Below are 20120 nucleotides of genomic sequence, written 5' to 3'. Positions count from 1 at the left end.
ACCCCAAAACTGTCAACTATGTCCCCGAACAGGTGTAAGCTATGTCTCCGGGCTGAACACTTCGCTCGCAATGACGGAGAGAGTTGGTGCAAACCACTCTTTCCGTCATTGCGAGGAGCGTAGCGACGAAGCAATCCAGGGGCTGCAACATACGGTCTGGATGGCTTATCCCCATGCTCCTCGCGATGCCGCGGAGCTCGCTCACGACCGCCCCGTCATCTCCTTCGCGCGCGCGCCGAACATCACATGACGCGACTGCTCGTTGAACGGCTCCTTGACGAACTTGCCGATCGCCAGCCCCGCCTGCAGCTTGGGCCGCGCGCGCAGGTCCGCGTACCAGCGCTGGATGTCGGGATAGTCGTCGAGCGTGAATCCCTGGGCCTTATGCGTCATCATCCAGGGAAAGCAGGCGATGTCCGCGATCGAATAGTCGTCGCCGGCGACATAGGCGCCGGTCTTGCCGAGCTGCACGTCGAGCACGTGGAACAGCCGTGCGACCTCGTCGCGGTAGCGCTGGATCGCGTAAGGGATCTTCTCAGCCGCATAGAGCGCGAAATGGCCGTGCTGCCCCATCATCGGTCCCAGTCCGGCCATCTGCCACATCACCCATTGGATGACACGCGAGCGCGCCCGCGTCTCCTGCGGCAGGAAACGGCCGGTCTTGTCGGCGAGATAGATCAGGATGGCACCGGTCTCGAACACCGGGAACGGCGCGCCGCCGTCGGCCGGCGCGTGATCGACGATCGCGGGAATCCGGTTGTTCGGGCTGATCGCCAGGAACTCTGGCTTGAACTGGTCGCCGGCGCGGATGTCGACGGGAATGACGGTATAGGGCAGCCCGAGTTCCTCGAGCATGATCGAGATCTTCCAGCCGTTCGGCGTCGGCGCATAATGGAGATCGATCATCCTTCCACGATTCCTTCCCCGGACCATTATGCCGCGCTGCGGAACACGCGAGGCGGCTTCGTTCTTCTGTACCTGAAGGGTAAGCCATGGCAGACAGGCGCTCAAGCCTGACCGCCTTTATGCTGGAGAGTTCGACCATGCTGTTTCCATCGACCATCGCAGGCTCGCTGCCGAAGCCGGAATGGCTGGCCGAGCCCAACGTGCTGTGGGCTCCGTGGAAGTCGAAGGGCGAGGAGCTGGCGCGTGCCAAGCGCGATGCGACGATCCTGGCGCTGAAGCTGCAGGAGGATTCCGGCATCGACATCCTCACCGAGGGCGAGCAGTCGCGCCAGCATTTCGTGCACGGTTTCCTGGAACGTGTCGAGGGCATCGACTTCGCCCACAAGGTCGAGATGGGCATCCGCAAGGACCGCTACAAGGCGATGGTACCGCAGGTGGTGGCGCCGCTGTCGCTGAAGGGCCGCGTCCATGGCGACGAGGCGCGGATCGCGCGCACGCACACCACGCGCGCGCTGAAGTTCACGCTGCCCGGACCGATGACCATCATCGACACCATCGCCGACAATTACTACGGCGACCGTGTGAAGATGGCGTTCGCCTTCGCCGAGCTGCTGAACCAGGAGGCCAAGGCGCTGCACGACGACGGCATCGACATGATCCAGTTCGACGAGCCCGCCTTCAACGTCTACATGGACGAGGTGCGCGACTGGGGCATCAAGGCGTTGGAGCGCGCCGCCGAAGGGCTGACCTGCCCGACTGCCGTGCACATCTGCTACGGCTACGGCATCAAGGCCAACACCGACTGGAAGGAGACGCTGGGCGGCGAGTGGCGGCAGTATGAGGAGACCTTCCCGGTCATCGACGCCAGCACCATCCAGCAGGTCGCCGTCGAATGCCGCAATTCGAAGGTGCCGATCGAGCTGCTCGGCCTGCTCAAGAACAAGATCGTGCAGGCCGGCGTCATCGACGTCGCCAGCGACGCGATCGAGACCGCCGAGGACGTCTGCAAGACCCTCGAGGACGTCATGAAGGTGGTGCCGAAGGAGAACATCATCGCCACCACCAATTGCGGCATGGCGCCGATGCGGCGCGAGATCGCCGAGGCCAAGCTGATGGCGCTCGGCACCGGCGCAAAGCTGGCACGGCAAAGGTTTGCCTGACTCAGATGTCAGGTCAGACCCGAGGCAAGGGCGTCGACGGCTCGCCGCCCCCCGAGGCATCGCGCTCGGGGCCCTGGCTCAATCGCGATCGCGCCGGGAGGCGACACGCACACGGGCCTGGAATCAAAGTAAGAGCGCATCCGAGGTGAGCACGGCCTCACCACGCGCGATTCGCCGCAACAGCACGGCCGCGCCTTTGCTGCCCCTGCACGACCGCCGCGATGGCCACGTCAGCCTTTCATATGCACTGCTCTGTGTTTTGCGGCAGATCGCAGCGATCATCGATCACGGTCGCCGGATGCGGAAAATCTATCCTTGGTAGCAAAATACCAGACGCACAACATTCCCGACGCTGTGTGTCTTTGCTGCGCTTGACAGTATGTGTCCTAACATTTCATTTCTTGGCCACAAGTGTGGCGTGAATTTTTTGCTGCTTAATCCAGTTCGTATCTGACCTCCGCTTTCATTATTGGGGAATGCAATGGCTTGCCTTGCGAGAACGATGTTTGCTGCGCCGAAGTCGCGGCGCTGGCTGACCCTCTCGGTTCTTCTTGCGGGCACCATGTTGAGCACCCAGGCCCTGGCGATCGATGTCGCCAACCAGACCGACTGGAATACGGCGGTGGCAGCGGTCGCGGCCGCCGGCGCCAACTCGACCGTCACCATCAACATCACCAGCGGCTTCACGCTGTCGAGCTCGCTTGCGCAACTGCAGGCCGCCAACAGCAACGTCACGGTGAACATCACCGGCAACGGCCAGACGATCAACGGCGCCTCCTCGTTTCAGGGCATCGTCGTCAACGGTGCCAACGCGCCGACCGTGAACATCTCCAGCCTGGCGATCACCAACACGGCCGCGATCGGCGGCAACGGCCAGAACGGCCAGAACGGCTATTATAGCGGCGGTCTGGCCTATGGCTCCGGCGGCGGCGGCGGTGGCGGTCTCGGTGCCGGCGGCGGCCTGCTGGTCGGCAGCGGCGCCAACGTCACGATCGCCGCGGTGACCTTCACCAGCAACAGCGCCACCGGTGGCGCCGGCGGCAATGGCGGCAGCGCACAGAATGCGGCGGCCGACCCGGTGAATGGCGGCAACGGCGGCGCGGGCGGTGCCGCGAACAACGGCGGTGCCAGCGGCGGCGGCGGCGCGGGCGGCACCGGCGGACATACCGGCACGCAAGGCACGGCCGGCACCGCGGGCGCCGCGCTCGGCGACGGCGGCGGTGGCGGCGGCGGCTCAGGCACCACCAACAGCAACACCTACACCAACAACAATCCGGGCGGCACCGGCAACGCCAATGGCGGCAACGGCGGCACCGGCGGCGACGGCGCGACGAATGCCAGCGGCGCGGGCGGGCCTGGGCCCGGCTCCGACGGCGGCGCCGGCGGCAATGGCGGCGCAGCCAATGGCGGCGCCATCTATGTCGCCACCGGCGGCACGCTGACGATTCTCGACTCGCCGATTTCGGGCAACACCGTCACCGGTGGCGCCGCCGGCACCCCCGGCATCGGCATCGGGCCAAGCGCCATCAACGGGTTTTCGGCAGCGGCCGGTGCAGCGCAGGGCGCCGGCATCTTCCTGAGCGGCGTGACGGCCAATATCAGCGTGTCCGGCGGCACCGTGACCTACGGCGACTCCATCGGCGGCACCGGACTGACGACCGGCGGCGTCAACACGGCGATCAACAAGACCGGCATCGGCACGTTGGTGCTGTCGGCGACCAATACGTTCACCGGCAACGTCAACATCAGCGCCGGCACGCTCTCGGTCGGCGCCACCGCCAATCTCGGCAACGTCGCCAACGACGTGATCATTTCCAATGGCGGCACTTTGGCGGTCACCGGCACGACGACGTTCGCCAACGGCCGCGACTTCAAGATTGCCGGGCTGTCGACGATCGACGTAGCCGGCGCGACCACGACCACGTTGCAAGGCATCGTCGGCGACGGCGCCTCCGCCGGCACCCTGGTGAAGGCGGGCGGCGGCATCCTGCTGCTCTCGGGCACCAACACCTACACCGGCGCGACCAATGTCGACGCCGGTACGCTGCGCGCGGGCTCGGCCGGCGCGTTCGGCGCCAGCACGGTGTTCAGCGTGCTGTCCGGCGCCACGCTGGATCTCAACGGCTTCAACAAGACGTTCGGCACGCTGAGCGGAGATGGCACCGTCACCGGCGCCAACGCGACGATCTCAGGTTCGTTCGCGCCGGGCAACGGCACCCCGGCGTCCTCCATGGCTATCGTCGGCAACCTCGCGTTCCAGTCGGGCGCGCAATACCTGGTGCAGGTGAATCCGAGCACGGCGTCGTTCGCCACCGTCACCGGCACTGCGACGCTCGGGGGCGCCGCCGTCACCGCGACCTTCGCAAACGGCAGCTACATCTCCAAGCAATACACCATTCTCACCGCCACCGGCGGCGTCAGCGGCACCTTCGGCGGCGTCACCAACACCAACCTGCCGGCGGGCTTCAGCGCGACGTTGAGCTACGACGCCAACAACGCCTTCCTCAATCTGACGATGGGCTCGTCGGGGAACATCAACCAGCAGAACGTCAGCAACGCGCTCAGCAACTACTTCAACACGAACGGCAGCATTCCCGTCGTCTTCACCGGCTTGACGCCAGCGGGACTGACGCAGATCTCGGGCGAGACCGCGACCGGCTCGCAGCAGACGACGTTCAATGCGATGACGCAATTCATGGGCGTCATGACCGATCCGTTCATCGGCGGCCGCGGCGACCAGGGCTCTGCGCCCAGCGGCGCGATCGGCTACGCGGAGGAGACGCTTGCTTTTGCGTCCAAGCGCAATCCGAACGACGCGCTGGCCGCGATCTACACCAAGGCGCCGGCCGCGCCCGTGGTCAGGCCGGGCTGGAGCGTGTGGGCAGCCGGCTTCGGCGGCTCGCAGACCACTGATGGCAACACCGCGCTCGGGTCCAACAATACCACCAGCAACATCTACGGCACGGCCGTCGGCGCCGACTACCGCTTCTCGCCGTCCACGATCGCCGGGTTCTCGATGGCCGGCGGCGGCACCACGTTCAGCGTCGCCAATGGCGGCAGCGGCCGGTCCGACCTGTTCCAGGCCGGCGCCTTCGTCCGGCACACGGTCGGCCCGGCCTATATCTCCGCGGCATTGGCCTATGGCTGGCAGAACATCACCACCAACCGCACCGTGACCGTGGCCGGCGTCGACCAGCTGCGGGCCAATTTCGACGCCAACACCTTTGCCGGCCGGGTCGAGGGCGGCTATCGCTTCGTGTCGCCCTGGATGGGGTTCGGGATCACGCCCTACGCCGCGGCGCAGTTCACGACGTTCAGCCTGCCGGGCTATGCGGAGAATGCGGTCTCCGGCGCCAATACCTTCGCGCTGCGCTTTGGATCGCAGAACGTCACCGATACGCGGTCGGAGCTGGGCCTGCGCACCGACAAGGCCTATGCGCTGGCTGACGGCGTTTTCACGCTGCGCAGCCGCTTCGCCTGGGCCTATGACTTCAACCCCAGCCGGTCGGCCGGGGCCACGTTCCAGACCCTTCCGGGCGCATCCTTCGTCGTCAACGGCGCGCGGCAGGCGCAGAATTCAGCGCTGACCACGGTCTCCGCTGAAATGAAGTGGCGGAATGGCTGGTCGGCCGCCGCGAGCTTCGAGGGCGAGTTCTCGGATGTGACCCGCAGCTACGCCGGCAAGGGCATCGTGCGCTACACGTGGTGACGCGCGGAGCTCCGCGCGGCACATCCGCACGGCGCCCCGATCACCCGACGGTCATCGCGCTCGGATGCAGCACCGGCGCGTAGCCCGCCTTGATCGCGCGCAGCGTCGAGGGCGGGGTCAGCAGCAACGCGTCGGTGATCCCTGCGCGTGGCGCGTCATAGCCCGCCGCCGACCAGGGCAGCGCCCTGCCTTTTCGGATCAGAAAGCTCTCCTCGCCTGACTGCACCATGGCCCCGTCAGGCAAGGCGGCGAGCGGCGCCGGCAGCGGATGCAGGCGCTTGCGACCGCGATCGAGGCGCTCGCGATGGAGCACGCGATCAATCTCGGAGATGCGCAGTGCCCCGACGCCGTTGCCCTCCTCCCACGCCGCACGAAACCTCTTGGCGTCGTCGCGGCGGCAGTAGAAGCAGGGGCGATGACCGGCGGCGAGCGCGGTCGCCTCGTCAAGGAAGAACAGCTCGGTCCAGCTTTGCGTTGCCATGACCTTGCGGCGCTTGCCGCGAAACTCGCACAGGCAGACCAGCCAGGCGGGACTCGACCAGCGCCGGTTCAGCAGCGTCTTCGTCGCGGGGTCGTGGATGATGCCGCGATTTCCGGTGAAGAGGCCGCGATGCGGCGCGGCGACGATATCGCCCATCGGCGTGACGCGGTTCTGCAGCGGCATGGCGAGCCTTCGGCTGGCGAATAGCGAATGGGGAGTAGCGAATAGCGAACGCCTCGCCCACCCGAATTCCCTATTCGCTACTCCCTATTCGCCACTCTCCGGGCTTACGCCGCCCCGTCGCGCAGCGGCGGCGCGAACGACAGCGCGGTGTCCCAGGGGAAGAAGATCCAGGTGTCCTGCGACACCTCGGTGATGAAGGTGTCGACCAGCGGCCGGCCCTTCGGCTTGGCGTAGACGGTGGCGAAATGGGCGTCGGGGAGGATCTCGCGGACCATGCGTCCGGTCTTGCCGGTATCGACGAGATCATCGACGATCAGGAGCCCCTTGCCGGTGCCGCCGCCGAGTTGCGCCGTGTCGGCCGAGATGCCCTTCAGGACCTGCAGCTCGCCCTGCTTGGTGTGGTCATAGCTCGCGATGCAGATCGTATCGATGACGCGCACGCCAAGCTCGCGCGCCACGATCGCCGCCGGCACCAGTCCGCCGCGGGTGATGGCCACGACGGCATGAAACGGCCCGATCTCGTTCAGCCGCCAGGTCAGCGCCCGGCAATCGCGATGAAACTGGTCCCAGGACACCGGGAAGGCCCGGCCTGCGCGCTCCTCTGCACTCAAAGTCTTGTCTGGCATCTCATCTCGTCCGTGAGTTCTCGAAAGCTGCACCTGCTTTAGCGCGTCACATTCAGCCCGGCGAGCATCTCCTTCACGGCCGCCATCGCGGCCGACAGCTTGTCCTGGTCGCGCGAGCGCACCACCAGATGCGTGTTCGGCTTCTGGTCCTCGTCGATGAAGGGATAGCTGCCGATGATGGTCTCGGGGTGCGCCTTGGCGATCTCGCGCAGGGGGCCGCCGATATCGCCCTCGCGGGCATTGGCGCGCACGGTCTCCGACAGCATGCGCACGCCCGATTTCAGCTTCGGCGCGACGATGTCCATCATCGCCTGCATGATCGACGGCACGCCGGCCATGACGATGACGTTGCCGAGCTTGAAGCCGGGCGCCAGGATGGTGGCGCTCTGGATCAGCTCGGCGCCGTCGGGGATGCGCGCCATGCGCAGCCGCGCCTCGTTGAGCTCCTGCTCGCTCCAGCGCTCGCGGAAGCGCGCCACCACCTCGGGATGGTGGTCGATGCCGACGCCGAACGCCTTGGCGATCGCATCCGCGGTGATGTCGTCATGGGTCGGACCGATGCCGCCGGTGGTGAACACATAGGTGTAGCGATGCCGCAGCGCATCGAGCGCCGCGATGATGTCCGGCTCGTCGTCGGAGACCACCCGGACCTCCTTGAGGTCGATGCCGAGATTGGTGAGGTATTCGGCGATGAAGCCGATGTTCTTGTCCTTGGTGCGGCCGGACAGGATCTCGTCGCCGATGACCAGCAACCCCGCGGTGACGATCTCGCTCATGGTTTCTCCTCGCATCTGTCGTCTCTTTTGGCCCGCCACGGCGCCAATGTCATCCGGAACGTCGCAGTCTATGCCGCGGATTTGAGCACCACGCAGCCGGTTTTTCGGGCACGGCCTTCGCACCCCCCCACGAAATGCCGCAGGAGAATGCATATCGCGCTGGCCCGCCCCTTGCTACCATCCCGAGGAGTCATGCAGTGTATGGCGAGGCTGGGACACACGGGCATCTATGGCAGTTGCGTTCGACGAAATGAACGGGCCGGGCGGCGAGGTCCGTCAGGCGTATCAGGAGCTGTCGCGGTGGCTGAAGGAAACGCCGCCGGAGGCGCTAGAGTATCGCCGCCACGAAGCGGAGCTGTTGTTCCGGCGAATCGGCATCACCTTCGCGGTCTACGGCGAGGCGGAGGCGCAGGAGCGGCTGATCCCGTTCGACGTCATCCCGCGCATCCTCTCGGGCAAGGAATGGACCCTGCTGGAGAAGGGACTGAAGCAGCGCGTCAAGGCGCTGAACATGTTCCTGCGCGACATCTATCATGGCCGGGACATCCTCCGCGCCAACGTCATCCCGGATGACTTGATCTTCCAGAACCCGGTGTTCCGCCCGGAGATGAACGGCCAGGACGTGCCGCACGACGTCTACGTCCATATCGCCGGCATCGACATCGTCCGCGTCGACGCCAACGACTTCATCGTGCTCGAGGACAACGCGCGCACGCCGTCGGGCGTGTCCTACATGCTGGAAAACCGCGAGATCATGATGCGGCTGTTTCCGGACCTGTTCGCGCGCCACCGCGTCGCGCCGGTCGAGCGCTATCCGGACGAATTGCTGTCGGCGTTGCGCTCGGTGGCGCCGCTCAGCGCCTCGGCCGAGCCGACGGTAGCGCTGATGACGCCGGGCATCTACAACTCCGCCTATTACGAGCACTCGTTCCTGGCCGACAAGCTCGGCATCGAGCTGGTCGAGGGCCGCGACCTCATCGTCAAGAACGACGAGGTGTTCATGCGCACTACCGAGGGGCTGAAGCGGGTCGACGTGATCTACCGCCGCGTCGACGACGACTTCCTCGACCCCCTCACCTTCCGCCCGGACTCGGCGCTCGGCGTGCCCGGCCTGATGTCGGCCTATGTTGCCGGCAACGTGACGCTCGCCAACGCGGTCGGCACCGGCATCGCCGACGACAAGGCGATCTACTCCTACATGCCCGATGTCGTGAAGTTCTATCTCGGCGAGGAGCCGATCCTGAAGAACGTGCAGACCTGGCGCTGCCGTGAGCCGCAGGATCTGTCCTACGTGCTCGACCATCTCGGCGAGCTCGTCGTCAAGGAGGTGCACGGCTCCGGCGGCTACGGCATGCTGATCGGCCCGGCCGCCACCAAGGCGACCATCGAGGCGTTCCGCGACAAGCTGAAGCGCGAGCCGGAGGGCTTCATCGCGCAGCCGACGCTGGCGCTGTCGACCTGCCCGACCTGCGTCACGTCAGGGCTGGCACCGCGCCATGTCGATTTGCGCCCGTTCGTGCTGACCGGCCGCGACCGCACCACCATCGTGCCCGGCGGCCTCACCCGCGTGGCGCTGAAGGAAGGCTCGCTGGTGGTGAATTCCAGCCAGGGCGGCGGCACCAAGGACACATGGGTGCTGGATGAGTAAGCCTCGCCGCCCTCGCTTCACGCGCTTCGTTCCCGTGCATGCCTTCCCCCTCGCCGGGGCGGGTTCACATCGCACCTCATAGATTGCCCATGCTGTCGCGCACCGCCGAAAATCTGTACTGGCTGGCCCGCTACGTCGAGCGCGCCGAGTACCTCGCCCGCACCATCGACGCCACCCTGCGCGTCACGGCGCTTCCCGCGGCCTATATCGGCAAGACCAATGAGTGGGAATCGGCGCTGATGACCGCCGGCGTCAACGTCAGCTTCTACGAGCATTACTCCGAGGCCAACGAGCAGAACGTCGTCGAATATCTCTCGTTCAACCAGTCGAACCCGTCCTCGATCAAGAACTGCATCGAGGCCGCCCGCCTCAACGCCCGCTCGGTGCGGACGGCGCTGACGTCGGAGATGTGGGACACCCTCAACGGCTCCTGGATCGAGCTCCAGGAGGTCTGGAGCAAGGGCACCAAGACGCGCGAGGAGCTGGCGCGCTTCCTGCGCTTCGTGCAGGAAACCTCGCTGCGCTTCGACGGCTCGGCCTACCGGACCATGCTGCGCAACGACGCCTACTGGTTCTCGCGGCTCGGGCTGCATCTGGAGCGCGCCGACAACACCGCCCGCATCCTCGACGTCAAATATCACGTGTTACTGCCCGAGGAGGAGCATGTCGGCGGCCCGCTGGACTATTATCAGTGGACCTCGATCCTGCGTTCGGTCTCGGCGCTCACGGCCTATCACTGGGTCTATCGCGAGACGCTGAAGCCCTGGCTGATCGCGGACCTGCTGATCCTCAACGACACGCTGCCGCGCTCGCTGGCAAGCTGCTACGGCAACCTCGTCCGCAATCTCGACCAGATCGGCGTCGCCTATGGCCGCCAGGGGGCCGCGCAGCGCCATGCCCGCGGCGTCCGCAACCGGCTCGACCACTCCAACATGGACGACATTTTCCAGCGCGGCGTGCACGAGTTCATCCAGGAGTTCATCGCCGACAATTCACGGCTCGGAGAGATCATCACCAAGCAGTATCTGATCTGAGCGCCTGGAGCGCGGCGAATACGGCGATGGGCGGCCGTCGGACTGTGACTGCGAGACCACGTCCGGCACCCGGCCCCTACCCTCCGCCCGAGGGATCCTCCTTCCCCCTTTCAGGGAGAGGTGAAACGAGCTACCGCGGACAGTACATCTGACGAAGACTGGTCGACCGCCATGCGCCTGCGTATCTCCCATTCCACCACCTACCGCTACGAGCCGGCGGCGACCGGCGCGATCCAGATCATCCGCATGACGCCCGGCAGCAATGACGGCCAATATGTGGCGGAGTGGCAGATCGACGTGTCGACCGATTCCCGCCTCGACATGCACGAGGACGCATTCGGCAACATCACCCACGTGATCACGCATGGCGCGCTCGAGGACCTCACGATCACCGCCGAAGGACTGGTCGAGACCCACGACACCGGCGGCGTGCTGAAGGGAGCGGACGAACGCTTCCCGCCCAGCTTCTTCCTCCGGCAGACGCCGCTCACGGCCGCAAATGCGGCCATGGCCGCCGTCGTGCGCGATCTGCGCGCGGAGTCGGAGAGCGACGTACTCGGCCTCCTGCACACGCTGATGATGCAGGTCTACGAGCACATGACCTTCGACGAGGATCCGACCCACAGCGGCACCTCGGCAGCGGAAGCCTTCGTGCTGAAGCGCGGCGTCTGCCAGGACTATGCGCATATCTTCATCGCCTGCGCGCGCGCCGCCGGCATTCCCGCGCGTTTCGTATCCGGCCACTTCCTGCGTTCCGATGGTGCAGTGCACCAGGAGGCCGGCCATGCCTGGGCGGAAGCCTATGTACCGGATCTCGGCTGGGTCGGTTTCGATGCCGCCAACTGCATCTGCACCACCGACGCTCATGTCCGGGTCGCGATCGGGCTCGATTATCTCGGTGCGGCGCCGGTGCGCGGCACACGCTATGGCGGCGGCACCGAGACGCTCACCGTGAAAGTGAAGGTCGAGCAGGTCGGCCGCGGCGGTCCGTCGCAATCCCAGTCGCAGCGGCAGTCCTGAATTCTGGAACGCGCGCTCCAGCCATGGTGTCGTTCCGGGGCGCGCGAAGCGCGTGCCCGGAATCCATCGGGCGGCAGAATGCACGGAGGGATGGATTCCGGGCTCGTCGCTTCGCTCCGCCCCGGAATGACGACCTTTTGTGGAGCGACCGCTCATTCCGGCTTCGACATTGGCGGGGGTGGACGGGAGGCCGATTTTCGCTAGTAATTCGCGCAATGGCTCGAGGGGACTGAGATGACCTATTGCTGCGGAATTCTGGTGCGTGACGGCCTCGTCATGATCGCGGACACCCGAACCAATGCCGGTCTCGACAACGTCTCGACCTTCCGCAAGCTGCACATCTTCTCCAATCCGGGCGAGCGCATCGTGGCGGTCGCCAGCGCCGGCAATCTCGCCATCAGCCAGTCCGTCCTATCGACCTTGACTGAAGGGATGGAAGACCCCGACACCGGCGAGGTGGAGACGCTGATGAACGCGCCGACCATGTTCCAGGCGGCGCAGCGTATCGGCAAGGCGATCCGCATGGTGCACGCCACCGAAGGGCCGGCCCTGAAGGCCGAGGACATCTCGTTCGACGTCTCGTTCCTGTTCGGCGGCCAGATCAAGGGCTCGCGGATGCGGCTGTTCATGGTCTACACCGCCGGCAACTTCATCGAATGCACCACCGACACGCCCTATCTGCAGATCGGCGAGCACAAATACGGCAAGCCGGTGCTCGACCGCGCCATGCATTACGACGTCGAGCTCTACGAGGCGCTGAAGACGGGCCTGATCTCGATGGACTCGACGATGCGCTCCAATCTCGGCGTCGGCCTGCCGATCGACGTGCTGGTCGTGCGCGCGGAGGCCTGCGAGGCCGACCTCAATCATCGCATCGAGGCCGGCGAGCCCTATTTCCACGATCTCCGCTCGCGCTGGTCGGCGGCCCTGCGCGCTGCGCATAACAACATTCCAAGGCCGCCCTATAAGACTCAGAGCGAGTCAAAACACTGAAACTGCAAAACACTTGAACTGAAGGTGAGGAAACATGGCTGAAGCGGCAAAGAAGATCGCGCTGGTGACAGGCGCAGGCACGGGGGTCGGCCGCGCCGCATCGCTCGCGTTGATGAACTCCGGCTTCACCGTGGTGCTGGCCGGTCGCCGCAAGGAGATGCTGGAGGAGACCGCCAAGCTCGGCCCAGCCGGCATGAGCCTCCCCGTCTCCGCCGATATGATGGACCCCGCCTCGATCGCGGCGCTGTTCGACACCGTGAAGTCGACCTACGGCCGGCTCGACGTGCTGTTCAACAATGCCGGCATGGGCGCGCCACCGGTGCCATTCGAGGACCTCACCCTGCAGCAATGGCAGTCGGTGGTGGCGACCAACCTCACTGCGCCGTTCCTGTGCACGCAGCACGCCTTCCGCATCATGAAGGATCAATCGCCGCGCGGCGGCCGCATCATCAACAACGGCTCGATCTCGGCGCACGCGCCGCGGCCGTTCTCCTCGCCCTACACCTCGACGAAGCACGCGATCACGGGTCTGACGAAAGCGTCGAACCTCGACGGCCGCGCCTATGACATCGCGGTCGGCCAGATCGACATCGGCAACGCCGAGACGCCGATGACCGAGCGCATGGTCGGCGGCGTGCTGCAGCCCGACGGCCGCATGATGCCGGAGCCGCGCATGGACGTGAAGGCGGTCGGCGACGCCGTCGCCTACATGGCCAGCCTGCCGCTCGACGCCAACGTCCTGTTCATCACGGTGATGGCGACAAAGATGCCGTTCGTCGGACGGGGGTGATCACTTCTTTCAGATCCCGCTCCCTGCTCTCTCCACTCGTCATTCCGGGGCATCGCGCAGCGCGAGCCCGGAATCCATAGCCACACGCGGTGGTGTGGCGCGAGATGGATGTGGCATTTATCTTCGTCACACGACGTCTCATGGTGGTGGATTCCGGGCTCATCGCTGCGCGATGCCCCGGAATGACGGAGAGAGCGCGGCCGGCTCGCCCTACTCCAACCGCTCCACCTTCCGCAGCTCGGGAAACAGCGTCATCCACGCCAGCGCGATCGCGATGGTGCCGACGCCGCCGAGGATGGCGGCGGGCATGGCCCCTAGCAGCGCGGCGGTGACGCCGCTCTCGAACTGGCCGAGCTGGTTGGAGGCGTTGATGAACAGGAAGTTCACCGCGCCGACGCGACCGCGCATCTCGTTGGGCGTGGCGAGCTGAACGAGAGAAAAGCGGATCACGACGCTGACGGTGTCGGCGGCGCCGAGAACGGCGAGCGCAGCGACCGAGATCCACATCACATGCGAGACGGCGAACACGACCGTCGCCGCACCGAACACGATGACCGCCTGGAACATGCGCAGGCCGACGCGCCGCCGAATGGTGTAGCGCGCCAGCACCGCCGTCATCGCCAGCGCGCCGACCGCGGGCGCGGCGCGCAGCACGCCGAGCCCGAACGGCCCGGTGTCGAGAATATCGCGCGCGTAGATCGGCAGCAGCGCAGTGACGCCGCCGAGCAACACCGCGAACAGATCGAGCGAGATGGTGCCGAGGATCGCCGGATTGGCGCGGATGAAGCGGACGCCGGCGAACAGATCGTCCTTGCTGCCCTCGAGCCGCTCGGCCGGCACGTCATCAGGCACCTGCATCAGGCCGGTCAGGGCCATGCCTCCGATCCAGAACAGCATCATGATGCCGTAGGGCACACCGGGCGCGACCGCATAGGCGAAGCCGCCGATCGCAGGCCCCGCGATGGTCGCGAGCTGCGCTGCACCGCTGGACAGCGCGCTGGCCCGCTGCAAGGTCCCGGACGGCGCGATCAGCGGCAGCAGCGCCGCCGTGGCCGGGCTTTCGAAGGCGCCGGCAATGCCGAGCACGAAGACGGCCGCGAACAGCTGGAATTCGCCGAGCTGACCGGCGTAAGCGCCCCAGCACAGATAGAGCGCCGTCAGCGCCTCGACGAGCTGACAGAGCTGCACGACGCGCTTGCGCTGGAATCGGTCGGCGGCGCTGCCGGCGACGAACACCAGCAGTGCCGTTGGCAGGAACTGGATCAGCCCGACCATGCCGAGATCGAAGGCGCGCCCGGTCAGGTCGTAGATCTGCCAGCCGATCGCCACCGCCGCGATCTGGCTCGCAAAGCGCGACAGGCTGCGGGACGACAGGAAGAACAGGAACGCGCTTTGCTTCAAGAGATCGCGCGCGCCGATCGGGACGGTGGACGACATGATGGCGCCTGCGTGACGCAGCCCTCACTGCTTGTCAATCGCGGGCCCCGCATGGCCGCGCGGCATTGCACGCGGCAGTTCCCTGCGCCCATAATGAAACGGGGTTCGGGGGATCTGATGCTTCAGCTGCAATCGGCGTTCGGGATAATCGCACTGCTCGCGATCGCATGGGCGCTCGGTGAAAACCGGCGCGCGGTGTCGTTGAAGCAGGCCGGGCTCGGGCTGGTGGTGACGCTCGTGACGGCCATCGTCCTGCTCAAGGTGCCCGCCGTCGCCCGCGCGTTCGGCGCCATCAACGACGTCGTGGGCGCCATCTCGTCGGCCTCCCGGGCCGGCACCTCCTTCGTCTTCGGCTATGTCGGCGGCGGCGCCCTGCCCTTCGAGCTGAAGGCGCCCGGTGCCGATTTCGTGCTCGCCTTCCAGGCGCTGCCGATCGTGCTGGTCATGAGCGTGCTCACGACGCTGTTGTTCTACTGGCGCGTGCTGCCGCCCTTGGTGCGCGGCATGGCCTGGCTGCTGGAGCGCACCCTCGGCGTCGGCGGCGCGGTCGGCCTGTCGACCGCCGCTAATGTCTTCCTCGGCATGGTCGAAGCGCCGCTGTTCATCCGGCCGTATCTGGCGCAGATGACGCGAAGCGAATTGTTTCTCGTCATGACCGGCGGCATGGCCGGCATCGCCGGCACCGTGCTGGTGCTCTACGCCACGCTGCTGGCGCCACTGATCCCGGATGCCGCCGCGCATTTCGTCATCGCCTCGGTGCTCGGCGCGCCGGCGTCGATCTTGGTCAGCCTGATCATGGTGCCGGAGACGTCGAAGCAGCTCACCGGCGGCGCGCTCGGCGATCCTGGGACTCAGGCCACCTCGACCATGGACGCGATCGTCAAGGGTACCAGCGCCGGGCTCGAACTCTTGATGAACATCGTGGCGCTGCTGCTGGTGCTGGTCGCGCTGGTGCATCTCGCCAACGCGATCCTGTCGCTCTTGCCCGCCATCGGCGGCGCCGACATCTCGCTGCAGCGGCTGCTCGGCCTCGTGATGGCGCCGGTGTGCTGGCTGATGGGCCTGCCGTGGTCGGAGGCCGTCACCGCCGGCGGCCTGATGGGCACCAAGACGGTGCTGAACGAGCTGATCGCCTATGTCGAGCTGGCCAAGCTCGATGCAGGCGCGCTCGATCCGCGCGCGCGGCTGATCATGCTGTACGCGATGTGCGGCTTCGCCAACTTCGCCAGCCTCGGCATCATGATCGGCGGCCTCGGCACCATGGCGCCGACCCGGCGCGACGAGATCAACGCGCTCGGCCTGAAATCAATCGTCTCCGGCACCCTCACCACCTGCCTGATGGGTGCGATCGTCGGCCTGCTGACGTGAGCTGAGCTCGGTCGTCATCGGCAGCAGTTGCGGCACGATCCTCGCCATCACGAGCTGGGAGCCCTCCGCCGTGAGATGCGCATGATCGAACGACAGCGGGACGTCGCCGACCGTGAGCGGACAGCGGCTGTTCTCGCAGACCGCCGACAGGATCGAGATGTAGGACAGGCCTTCGCCACTCGGCAGCGCCGCCTGCATGGCCGCATCCAGCGCGAAGATGTCCGAGCGGACGAAAGCCACGGGATCCGGAGTCGCGCCGCGCAAGGTGGCGCGCGCCAGCATCGACGGCAGCCGCGCCCGGAATTGCACGGAGGGGCCGAGCAGCACCACCGGAATGCCGGCATCATTGAGCCGAGACAGGGTCGACCTGAGGTCGCGCACCATTCCGGCAAAGCGCGGCGATCGGGCATCTTCGAGCCAATCTGCTGACATCACCACCAGATCGGGCCGGTGTGCCGCGAAGTAGTCGCGCATCTGGGCCGCCAGCGCGCGGCAGGCGGCCACGCCCTGCGTCTCCGCGCTGAAGGTCGGCATGCAGGTGGGCTGGCTCGCCTGCATGATGTTGACGGTGTCCGGATCGAGCTCGGCCTTGAGGCCGTGGTAGTAGTGCGCCGCAAAGCTGTCGCCCCACAGCAGCAAATTGGTCTTGCCTGGCACTGGACGGAGACAATCCTCGGGCACGCGCCCGTCCGGCGTCGTGAAGCAGGTGCCGTAGCGATAGACCGGCTTCATGTCGTAGGCGTTGTAGGCGTCCAGCCGCTGCGCCGCGCGGTCGGCGTCCGACACGGCGCCGGCGCGCAGCAGGCCGACGCCGCTGCCGGCCAGCAGCAGCAGGCTCGCCACCGCCGCGAGACCGAACGCGGCGCGCGGAGTCGCCGCGAGCCGGCGGTTGCGGAACGGTTGCTCGATGAAGCGCCACGACAGCGTGGCGACCGCGACCGTCAGGACGAACAGGGCCGCCCGCTCCCAGCCGTCGAGCGCGAGGCCGGGCTTGGCGAAGCGCGCGAAGGCGAACAACGGCCAGTGCCACAGATACAGCGAATAGGAAATGCGGCCGAAGAACGCCGCCACGCCGAGCGGCGATAGCGGGCTACGCGGCACGTTGGCCACGCGGGCGCCGCTCCACAGGAACAGCGCGGCGCCGAGGCATGGCGCCAGCGCGTCGACGCCGGGGAAACCCGGTCCGGGGCGCAGCGCCAGAATCGGCACCGCCATCAGCAGCAGCGACAGCGCGCGGGCGCCGCGCCGGGCGAGACCAGGCCGCGGTGCGGGAAGGCCGGATATCGCGACCAGGCTGCCGAGCAGGAATTCCCAGGCGCGCGGCGGGCTGAGGAAGAATGCGCTCGCGGACGCGCCGCCTCGCATCAGCAGCAAACCGAGCGCGAACGAGCCGGCAGCCAGCAGCGCCAGCGTGAAAGTCAGCGCCAGCCTGCGGCCGCGCGCTAGCAGCAACACGGCCCAGACCACGATCGGCAGCACCAGATAGAACTGCTCCTCGACCGCGAGCGACCAGGCGTGCAGCAGCGGCTTCTCCACCGCGGCGTGGTCGAAATAGCCCGACTGCTGCCAGAAGAAGATGTTCGAAGTGAAGGTGACGACGGCGGCCGCGGAACGGAAGAATTCGGCGCGCTCGGAGCCCAGCATGTCCTGCGACGCCGGGAGCGCCGCGAACGCCACCATGGCGTAGAGCGCCGGCAGCAGCCGCCGCACCCTCCGCTCGTAGAATTGCACGAACGAGAAGCGGCCCGCCGCGATCTCCGCGGCGATGATGCCGGTGATCAGGTAGCCGGAGATGACGAAGAAGATGTCGACGCCGACGAAGCCGCCGAAGATCGCCGGCGCCTCGAAATGGAATGCGACGACGGAGAGCACCGCGATGGCGCGCAGCCAGTCGATGTCCTCGCGATGTCCTACACCCGAAGCCGAGCCGGCGCCCGCGCTGGCGAAGCGGGGCTGCATCGATGCGCGCGTGCGAGGCGCGCGCGGGATCGTGGGAGCGAACTGGACGACGAAGCGCGGCAACGGGACGGGTACGCCTTTACGCAAGCCCGCGGCGAACACCTCTTACGGATTCGTCGCCGGCCCATCCGTCCCAGTGACGCGAGACCGGATGTCAACACACACGCGCGATGGGACCGCCGTCCATCGCACGCAAATGTTTCCATCCATTTCTGTCGGCTTTACGTCGACAGTTCGACGGTTTTGAAGTCGGCCGGCAGGATCACTTCCAGCAGCTCGACGTCGTCGGAATAGTCGAGGATCATGTGCCGGATCTTCGGCGGCTGGGTCCAGCAGCTGCCCTCCTGCATCAGCGTCTCGCCGACGCCTTCGAGGTAGCTCTTCACCCAGCCCTTGAGCACATAGACCATCTGGAAGTCGACCGCATGGGTGTGCAGCTTGGAGACTTCCTGCGGATTGCACGGCGGCAGCATGCGGATGACATGCGCGCGCGCCAAACCGTGCGTCGCGTCGGCGATGCCGAGGTCGCGGTAATGGGCATAGGCGCGCAGGCCGTCGGCCTTGAAGTCCTCCTCGCGGTGATGGCTGATCGCGACCTTCTGTTTGCGGCGGCGCGGCGCCGGCGCTGGTCGCCCCTTGCTCGCCAGCGCCTTGCGCGCCGAGGGCGCAGCCGCCCGGCCCGGCTTGGCGGGCGTCTTCGCCAGCGGCTTGGCGCTAGTTCTCGTAACGGCCTTCGCCGTCGCCTTACTGCTCTTGCCGGTCTTCAGCGCCGCTGACTTGGCGGCGGCGCGTGATGCGGGCTTGGTCGTCCGGCTCTTGGTGGCCATGGTGCTCTCCCTGCGTATCCTCGTCGCGAGGGTAGCACATATGGAGAGTCCCAGCAGCCGCTCCAACAAAGGTCGTCATTCCAGGGCGTGCGAAGCACGAGCCCGGAATCCATTCCTCCGCGCGTTCTGCCGCCCGATGGATTCCGGGCTCGCGCTTCGCGCGCCCCGGAATCTCATGAGGCGGCAGCGGTGGCTGTCAGCCTCAATGCAGCCGGAAGACGCCGTCGACGGCGCGCAGCTCGGCCGGCTTGATCAGCTTGGAATGCGCCACCGTGACCGAATACAGCGGACCCTCGATCTTCTCCTGCCAGAACGCCAGGAAGTCCTGCAGCGCCGGGAATTTCGGAAACAGGTCGTAGTTCTGCCAGACATAGGTCTGCAGCAGCGAGCGATGGTCCGGCATCCGATACAGGATCTGCGCCGTCGTCAGCCCGTAACCCAGCACCTGTTTCCGAAAGTCCTCGGAAACCTCAACCTTCGACACCATGCCAACCTCCGTTTCTGGAGCGCATGTCCGTGTGGCCATCCGGGATGGAGCCACCCGGCAAAGATGCGCTCACTGCCTAGAAATGTGACGCATGTCCTCAACCCATCTCAAGCTTAAATGTTTAACGACATGTTGAAAAATGCTGCATTAGCAGCCACTTAGCCCAGGTGCTAATACGGGGTTTCACGGTCCGTTCCGCTCCCGTTAACGCTATCGGAACGCTTTGGCAGAGCCCGCAGTTGACTGCTAATTTTTCTGCTACAAGCCCTTGCCCGGCTGAATGCTCTCCCCTAAATCCAGCCTGCGTGCTGGCACTCGCCGGCGCCGACTGCCAAATTTCCAGAAACTGACAATCGCCTCAATAGCTTAGGAGGACTGTATGGCTTTCCGTCCGCTTCACGACCGCGTCGTGGTCAAGCGCATCGACGCCGAAGAGAAGACCGCTGGCGGCATCATCATCCCCGACTCGGCCAAGGAAAAGCCCTCGCAGGGCGAAGTGATCGCGGTGGGCCCGGGCGCCCGCGACGAGAGCGGCAAGCTGGTCCCGCTCGACGTCCAGGTCGGTGATCGCGTGCTGTTCGGCAAGTGGTCGGGCACCGAGGTCAAGATCGACGGCCACGAGCTGCTGATCATGAAGGAAAGCGACATCATGGGCGTGCTCACCGACACCGCGTCGAAGAAGAAGGCCGCCTAAGCCAACCCGCTCAACGCTCACC

At 66.3% G+C, this 20120-nt stretch carries 17 protein-coding genes; 9 read left to right on the top strand and 8 right to left on the bottom strand.

Features of this window, described 5'->3' with window-relative positions; genetic code table 11:
• Nucleotides 1-201 precede the first annotated feature (201 nt).
• The gene (locus ACQR0U_RS18015) at nt 202-906 is read right to left on the bottom strand and encodes a glutathione binding-like protein (RefSeq protein ID WP_315749420.1); all 705 of its coding nucleotides are present in this window, start codon (nt 904-906) and stop codon (nt 202-204) included.
• Nucleotides 907-1043: 137 nt separating this feature from the next.
• On the opposite strand from ACQR0U_RS18015, the gene ACQR0U_RS18010 reads away from it, so the two are divergent.
• A complete protein-coding gene (locus ACQR0U_RS18010) occupies nt 1044-2066 on the top strand; it encodes a methionine synthase (RefSeq protein WP_315714721.1) in 1023 nt (340 codons plus the stop codon).
• A 502-nt stretch (nt 2067-2568) separates the two neighbouring features.
• Nucleotides 2569-5775, top strand: coding sequence for an autotransporter domain-containing protein (locus tag ACQR0U_RS18005; protein WP_316185308.1), 3207 nt, complete (start codon nt 2569-2571; stop codon nt 5773-5775).
• 40 nt (nt 5776-5815) lie between these two features.
• On the opposite strand, the gene ACQR0U_RS18000 is transcribed toward ACQR0U_RS18005, so the two are convergent.
• The 3 genes from ACQR0U_RS18000 to ACQR0U_RS17990 form a co-directional block, all read right to left on the bottom strand.
• The gene (locus ACQR0U_RS18000) at nt 5816-6439 is read right to left on the bottom strand and encodes a hypothetical protein (RefSeq protein ID WP_434843490.1); all 624 of its coding nucleotides are present in this window, start codon (nt 6437-6439) and stop codon (nt 5816-5818) included.
• 104 nt (nt 6440-6543) lie between these two features.
• Entirely contained in the window at nt 6544-7065 is a 522-nt protein-coding gene (gpt, locus tag ACQR0U_RS17995) for a xanthine phosphoribosyltransferase (protein ID WP_315714724.1), read from the bottom strand.
• Nucleotides 7066-7103: 38 nt separating this feature from the next.
• Nucleotides 7104-7841: a competence/damage-inducible protein A gene (locus ACQR0U_RS17990; protein WP_315714725.1), complete on the bottom strand. Its 738-nt coding sequence runs from the start codon at nt 7839-7841 to the stop codon at nt 7104-7106.
• A 229-nt stretch (nt 7842-8070) separates the two neighbouring features.
• On the opposite strand from ACQR0U_RS17990, the gene ACQR0U_RS17985 reads away from it, so the two are divergent.
• From ACQR0U_RS17985 to ACQR0U_RS17965, 5 genes are all read left to right on the top strand, one after another.
• Nucleotides 8071-9489, top strand: a complete 1419-nt coding sequence (locus tag ACQR0U_RS17985) for a circularly permuted type 2 ATP-grasp protein (RefSeq protein WP_315749414.1) — start codon at nt 8071-8073, stop codon at nt 9487-9489.
• Nucleotides 9490-9578: 89 nt separating this feature from the next.
• On the top strand, nt 9579-10523 hold the full coding sequence (locus tag ACQR0U_RS17980; protein ID WP_315714727.1) for an alpha-E domain-containing protein: 945 nt from the start codon (nt 9579-9581) through the stop codon (nt 10521-10523).
• 171 nt (nt 10524-10694) lie between these two features.
• Nucleotides 10695-11543, top strand: a complete 849-nt coding sequence (locus ACQR0U_RS17975; RefSeq protein WP_315826251.1) for a transglutaminase family protein — start codon at nt 10695-10697, stop codon at nt 11541-11543.
• 234 nt (nt 11544-11777) lie between these two features.
• Entirely contained in the window at nt 11778-12536 is a 759-nt protein-coding gene (locus ACQR0U_RS17970) for a peptidase (protein ID WP_315714729.1), read from the top strand.
• 34 nt (nt 12537-12570) lie between these two features.
• Entirely contained in the window at nt 12571-13326 is a 756-nt protein-coding gene (locus tag ACQR0U_RS17965; RefSeq protein ID WP_315714730.1) for an SDR family oxidoreductase, read from the top strand.
• Nucleotides 13327-13536: 210 nt separating this feature from the next.
• Here the strand turns inward: ACQR0U_RS17965 and ACQR0U_RS17960 are convergent, their stop codons facing one another.
• Nucleotides 13537-14763 carry an MFS transporter gene (locus ACQR0U_RS17960; RefSeq protein ID WP_316202216.1) on the bottom strand — a complete coding sequence of 409 codons (1227 nt, stop codon included), beginning with the start codon at nt 14761-14763 and terminating at the stop codon, nt 13537-13539.
• A gap of 117 nt (nt 14764-14880) precedes the next feature.
• On the opposite strand from ACQR0U_RS17960, the gene ACQR0U_RS17955 reads away from it, so the two are divergent.
• Nucleotides 14881-16131, top strand: coding sequence for a NupC/NupG family nucleoside CNT transporter (locus tag ACQR0U_RS17955; protein ID WP_316202217.1), 1251 nt, complete (start codon nt 14881-14883; stop codon nt 16129-16131).
• Here ACQR0U_RS17955 and ACQR0U_RS17950 read toward each other — a convergent pair.
• The 3 genes from ACQR0U_RS17950 to ACQR0U_RS17940 all read right to left on the bottom strand — a co-directional run bounded on the left by ACQR0U_RS17950 (nt 16069) and on the right by ACQR0U_RS17940 (nt 19404).
• Nucleotides 16069-18090, bottom strand: coding sequence for an acyltransferase family protein (locus tag ACQR0U_RS17950; RefSeq protein WP_434841519.1), 2022 nt, complete (start codon nt 18088-18090; stop codon nt 16069-16071). The two genes, ACQR0U_RS17955 and ACQR0U_RS17950, sit on opposite strands and share 63 nt — an antisense overlap.
• Nucleotides 18091-18311: 221 nt before the next feature.
• A complete protein-coding gene (locus ACQR0U_RS17945) occupies nt 18312-18917 on the bottom strand; it encodes a cupin (protein ID WP_315749404.1) in 606 nt (201 codons plus the stop codon).
• A gap of 202 nt (nt 18918-19119) precedes the next feature.
• Nucleotides 19120-19404, bottom strand: a complete 285-nt coding sequence (locus ACQR0U_RS17940) for an usg protein (protein WP_315714735.1) — start codon at nt 19402-19404, stop codon at nt 19120-19122.
• Between the two features lie 379 nt (nt 19405-19783).
• Here ACQR0U_RS17940 and groES point away from each other — a divergent pair, with 379 nt between their 5' ends.
• Nucleotides 19784-20098: a co-chaperone GroES gene (gene groES, locus ACQR0U_RS17935; protein WP_315714736.1), complete on the top strand. Its 315-nt coding sequence runs from the start codon at nt 19784-19786 to the stop codon at nt 20096-20098.
• Nucleotides 20099-20120 lie beyond the last annotated feature (22 nt).

The organism is Bradyrhizobium sp. HKCCYLRH3097 (genome assembly GCF_051167875.1).
Taxonomy (GTDB): Bacteria; Pseudomonadota; Alphaproteobacteria; order Rhizobiales; family Xanthobacteraceae; genus Bradyrhizobium.
The sequence above is the reverse complement of the archived record's forward strand: the minus strand, read 5'-3'. Positions and strand labels throughout refer to the sequence as shown.

Excerpts from the sequence above, each read along its gene's own strand:
- ACQR0U_RS18015 (WP_315749420.1), bottom strand. The coding sequence starts at position 906 with ATGATCGATCTCCATTATGCGCCGACGCCGAACGGCTGGAAGATCTCG.
- ACQR0U_RS18010 (WP_315714721.1), top strand. The coding sequence starts at position 1,044 with ATGCTGTTTCCATCGACCATCGCAGGCTCGCTGCCGAAGCCGGAATGG.
- ACQR0U_RS18005 (WP_316185308.1), top strand. The coding sequence starts at position 2,569 with ATGTTTGCTGCGCCGAAGTCGCGGCGCTGGCTGACCCTCTCGGTTCTT.
- ACQR0U_RS18000 (WP_434843490.1), bottom strand. The coding sequence starts at position 6,439 with ATGCCGCTGCAGAACCGCGTCACGCCGATGGGCGATATCGTCGCCGCG.
- gpt (WP_315714724.1), bottom strand. The coding sequence starts at position 7,065 with ATGCCAGACAAGACTTTGAGTGCAGAGGAGCGCGCAGGCCGGGCCTTC.
- ACQR0U_RS17990 (WP_315714725.1), bottom strand. The coding sequence starts at position 7,841 with ATGAGCGAGATCGTCACCGCGGGGTTGCTGGTCATCGGCGACGAGATC.
- ACQR0U_RS17985 (WP_315749414.1), top strand. The coding sequence starts at position 8,071 with ATGGCAGTTGCGTTCGACGAAATGAACGGGCCGGGCGGCGAGGTCCGT.
- ACQR0U_RS17980 (WP_315714727.1), top strand. The coding sequence starts at position 9,579 with ATGCTGTCGCGCACCGCCGAAAATCTGTACTGGCTGGCCCGCTACGTC.
- ACQR0U_RS17975 (WP_315826251.1), top strand. The coding sequence starts at position 10,695 with ATGCGCCTGCGTATCTCCCATTCCACCACCTACCGCTACGAGCCGGCG.
- ACQR0U_RS17970 (WP_315714729.1), top strand. The coding sequence starts at position 11,778 with ATGACCTATTGCTGCGGAATTCTGGTGCGTGACGGCCTCGTCATGATC.
- ACQR0U_RS17965 (WP_315714730.1), top strand. The coding sequence starts at position 12,571 with ATGGCTGAAGCGGCAAAGAAGATCGCGCTGGTGACAGGCGCAGGCACG.
- ACQR0U_RS17960 (WP_316202216.1), bottom strand. The coding sequence starts at position 14,763 with ATGTCGTCCACCGTCCCGATCGGCGCGCGCGATCTCTTGAAGCAAAGC.
- ACQR0U_RS17955 (WP_316202217.1), top strand. The coding sequence starts at position 14,881 with ATGCTTCAGCTGCAATCGGCGTTCGGGATAATCGCACTGCTCGCGATC.
- ACQR0U_RS17950 (WP_434841519.1), bottom strand. The coding sequence starts at position 18,090 with ATGCAGCCCCGCTTCGCCAGCGCGGGCGCCGGCTCGGCTTCGGGTGTA.
- ACQR0U_RS17945 (WP_315749404.1), bottom strand. The coding sequence starts at position 18,917 with ATGGCCACCAAGAGCCGGACGACCAAGCCCGCATCACGCGCCGCCGCC.
- ACQR0U_RS17940 (WP_315714735.1), bottom strand. The coding sequence starts at position 19,404 with ATGGTGTCGAAGGTTGAGGTTTCCGAGGACTTTCGGAAACAGGTGCTG.
- groES (WP_315714736.1), top strand. The coding sequence starts at position 19,784 with ATGGCTTTCCGTCCGCTTCACGACCGCGTCGTGGTCAAGCGCATCGAC.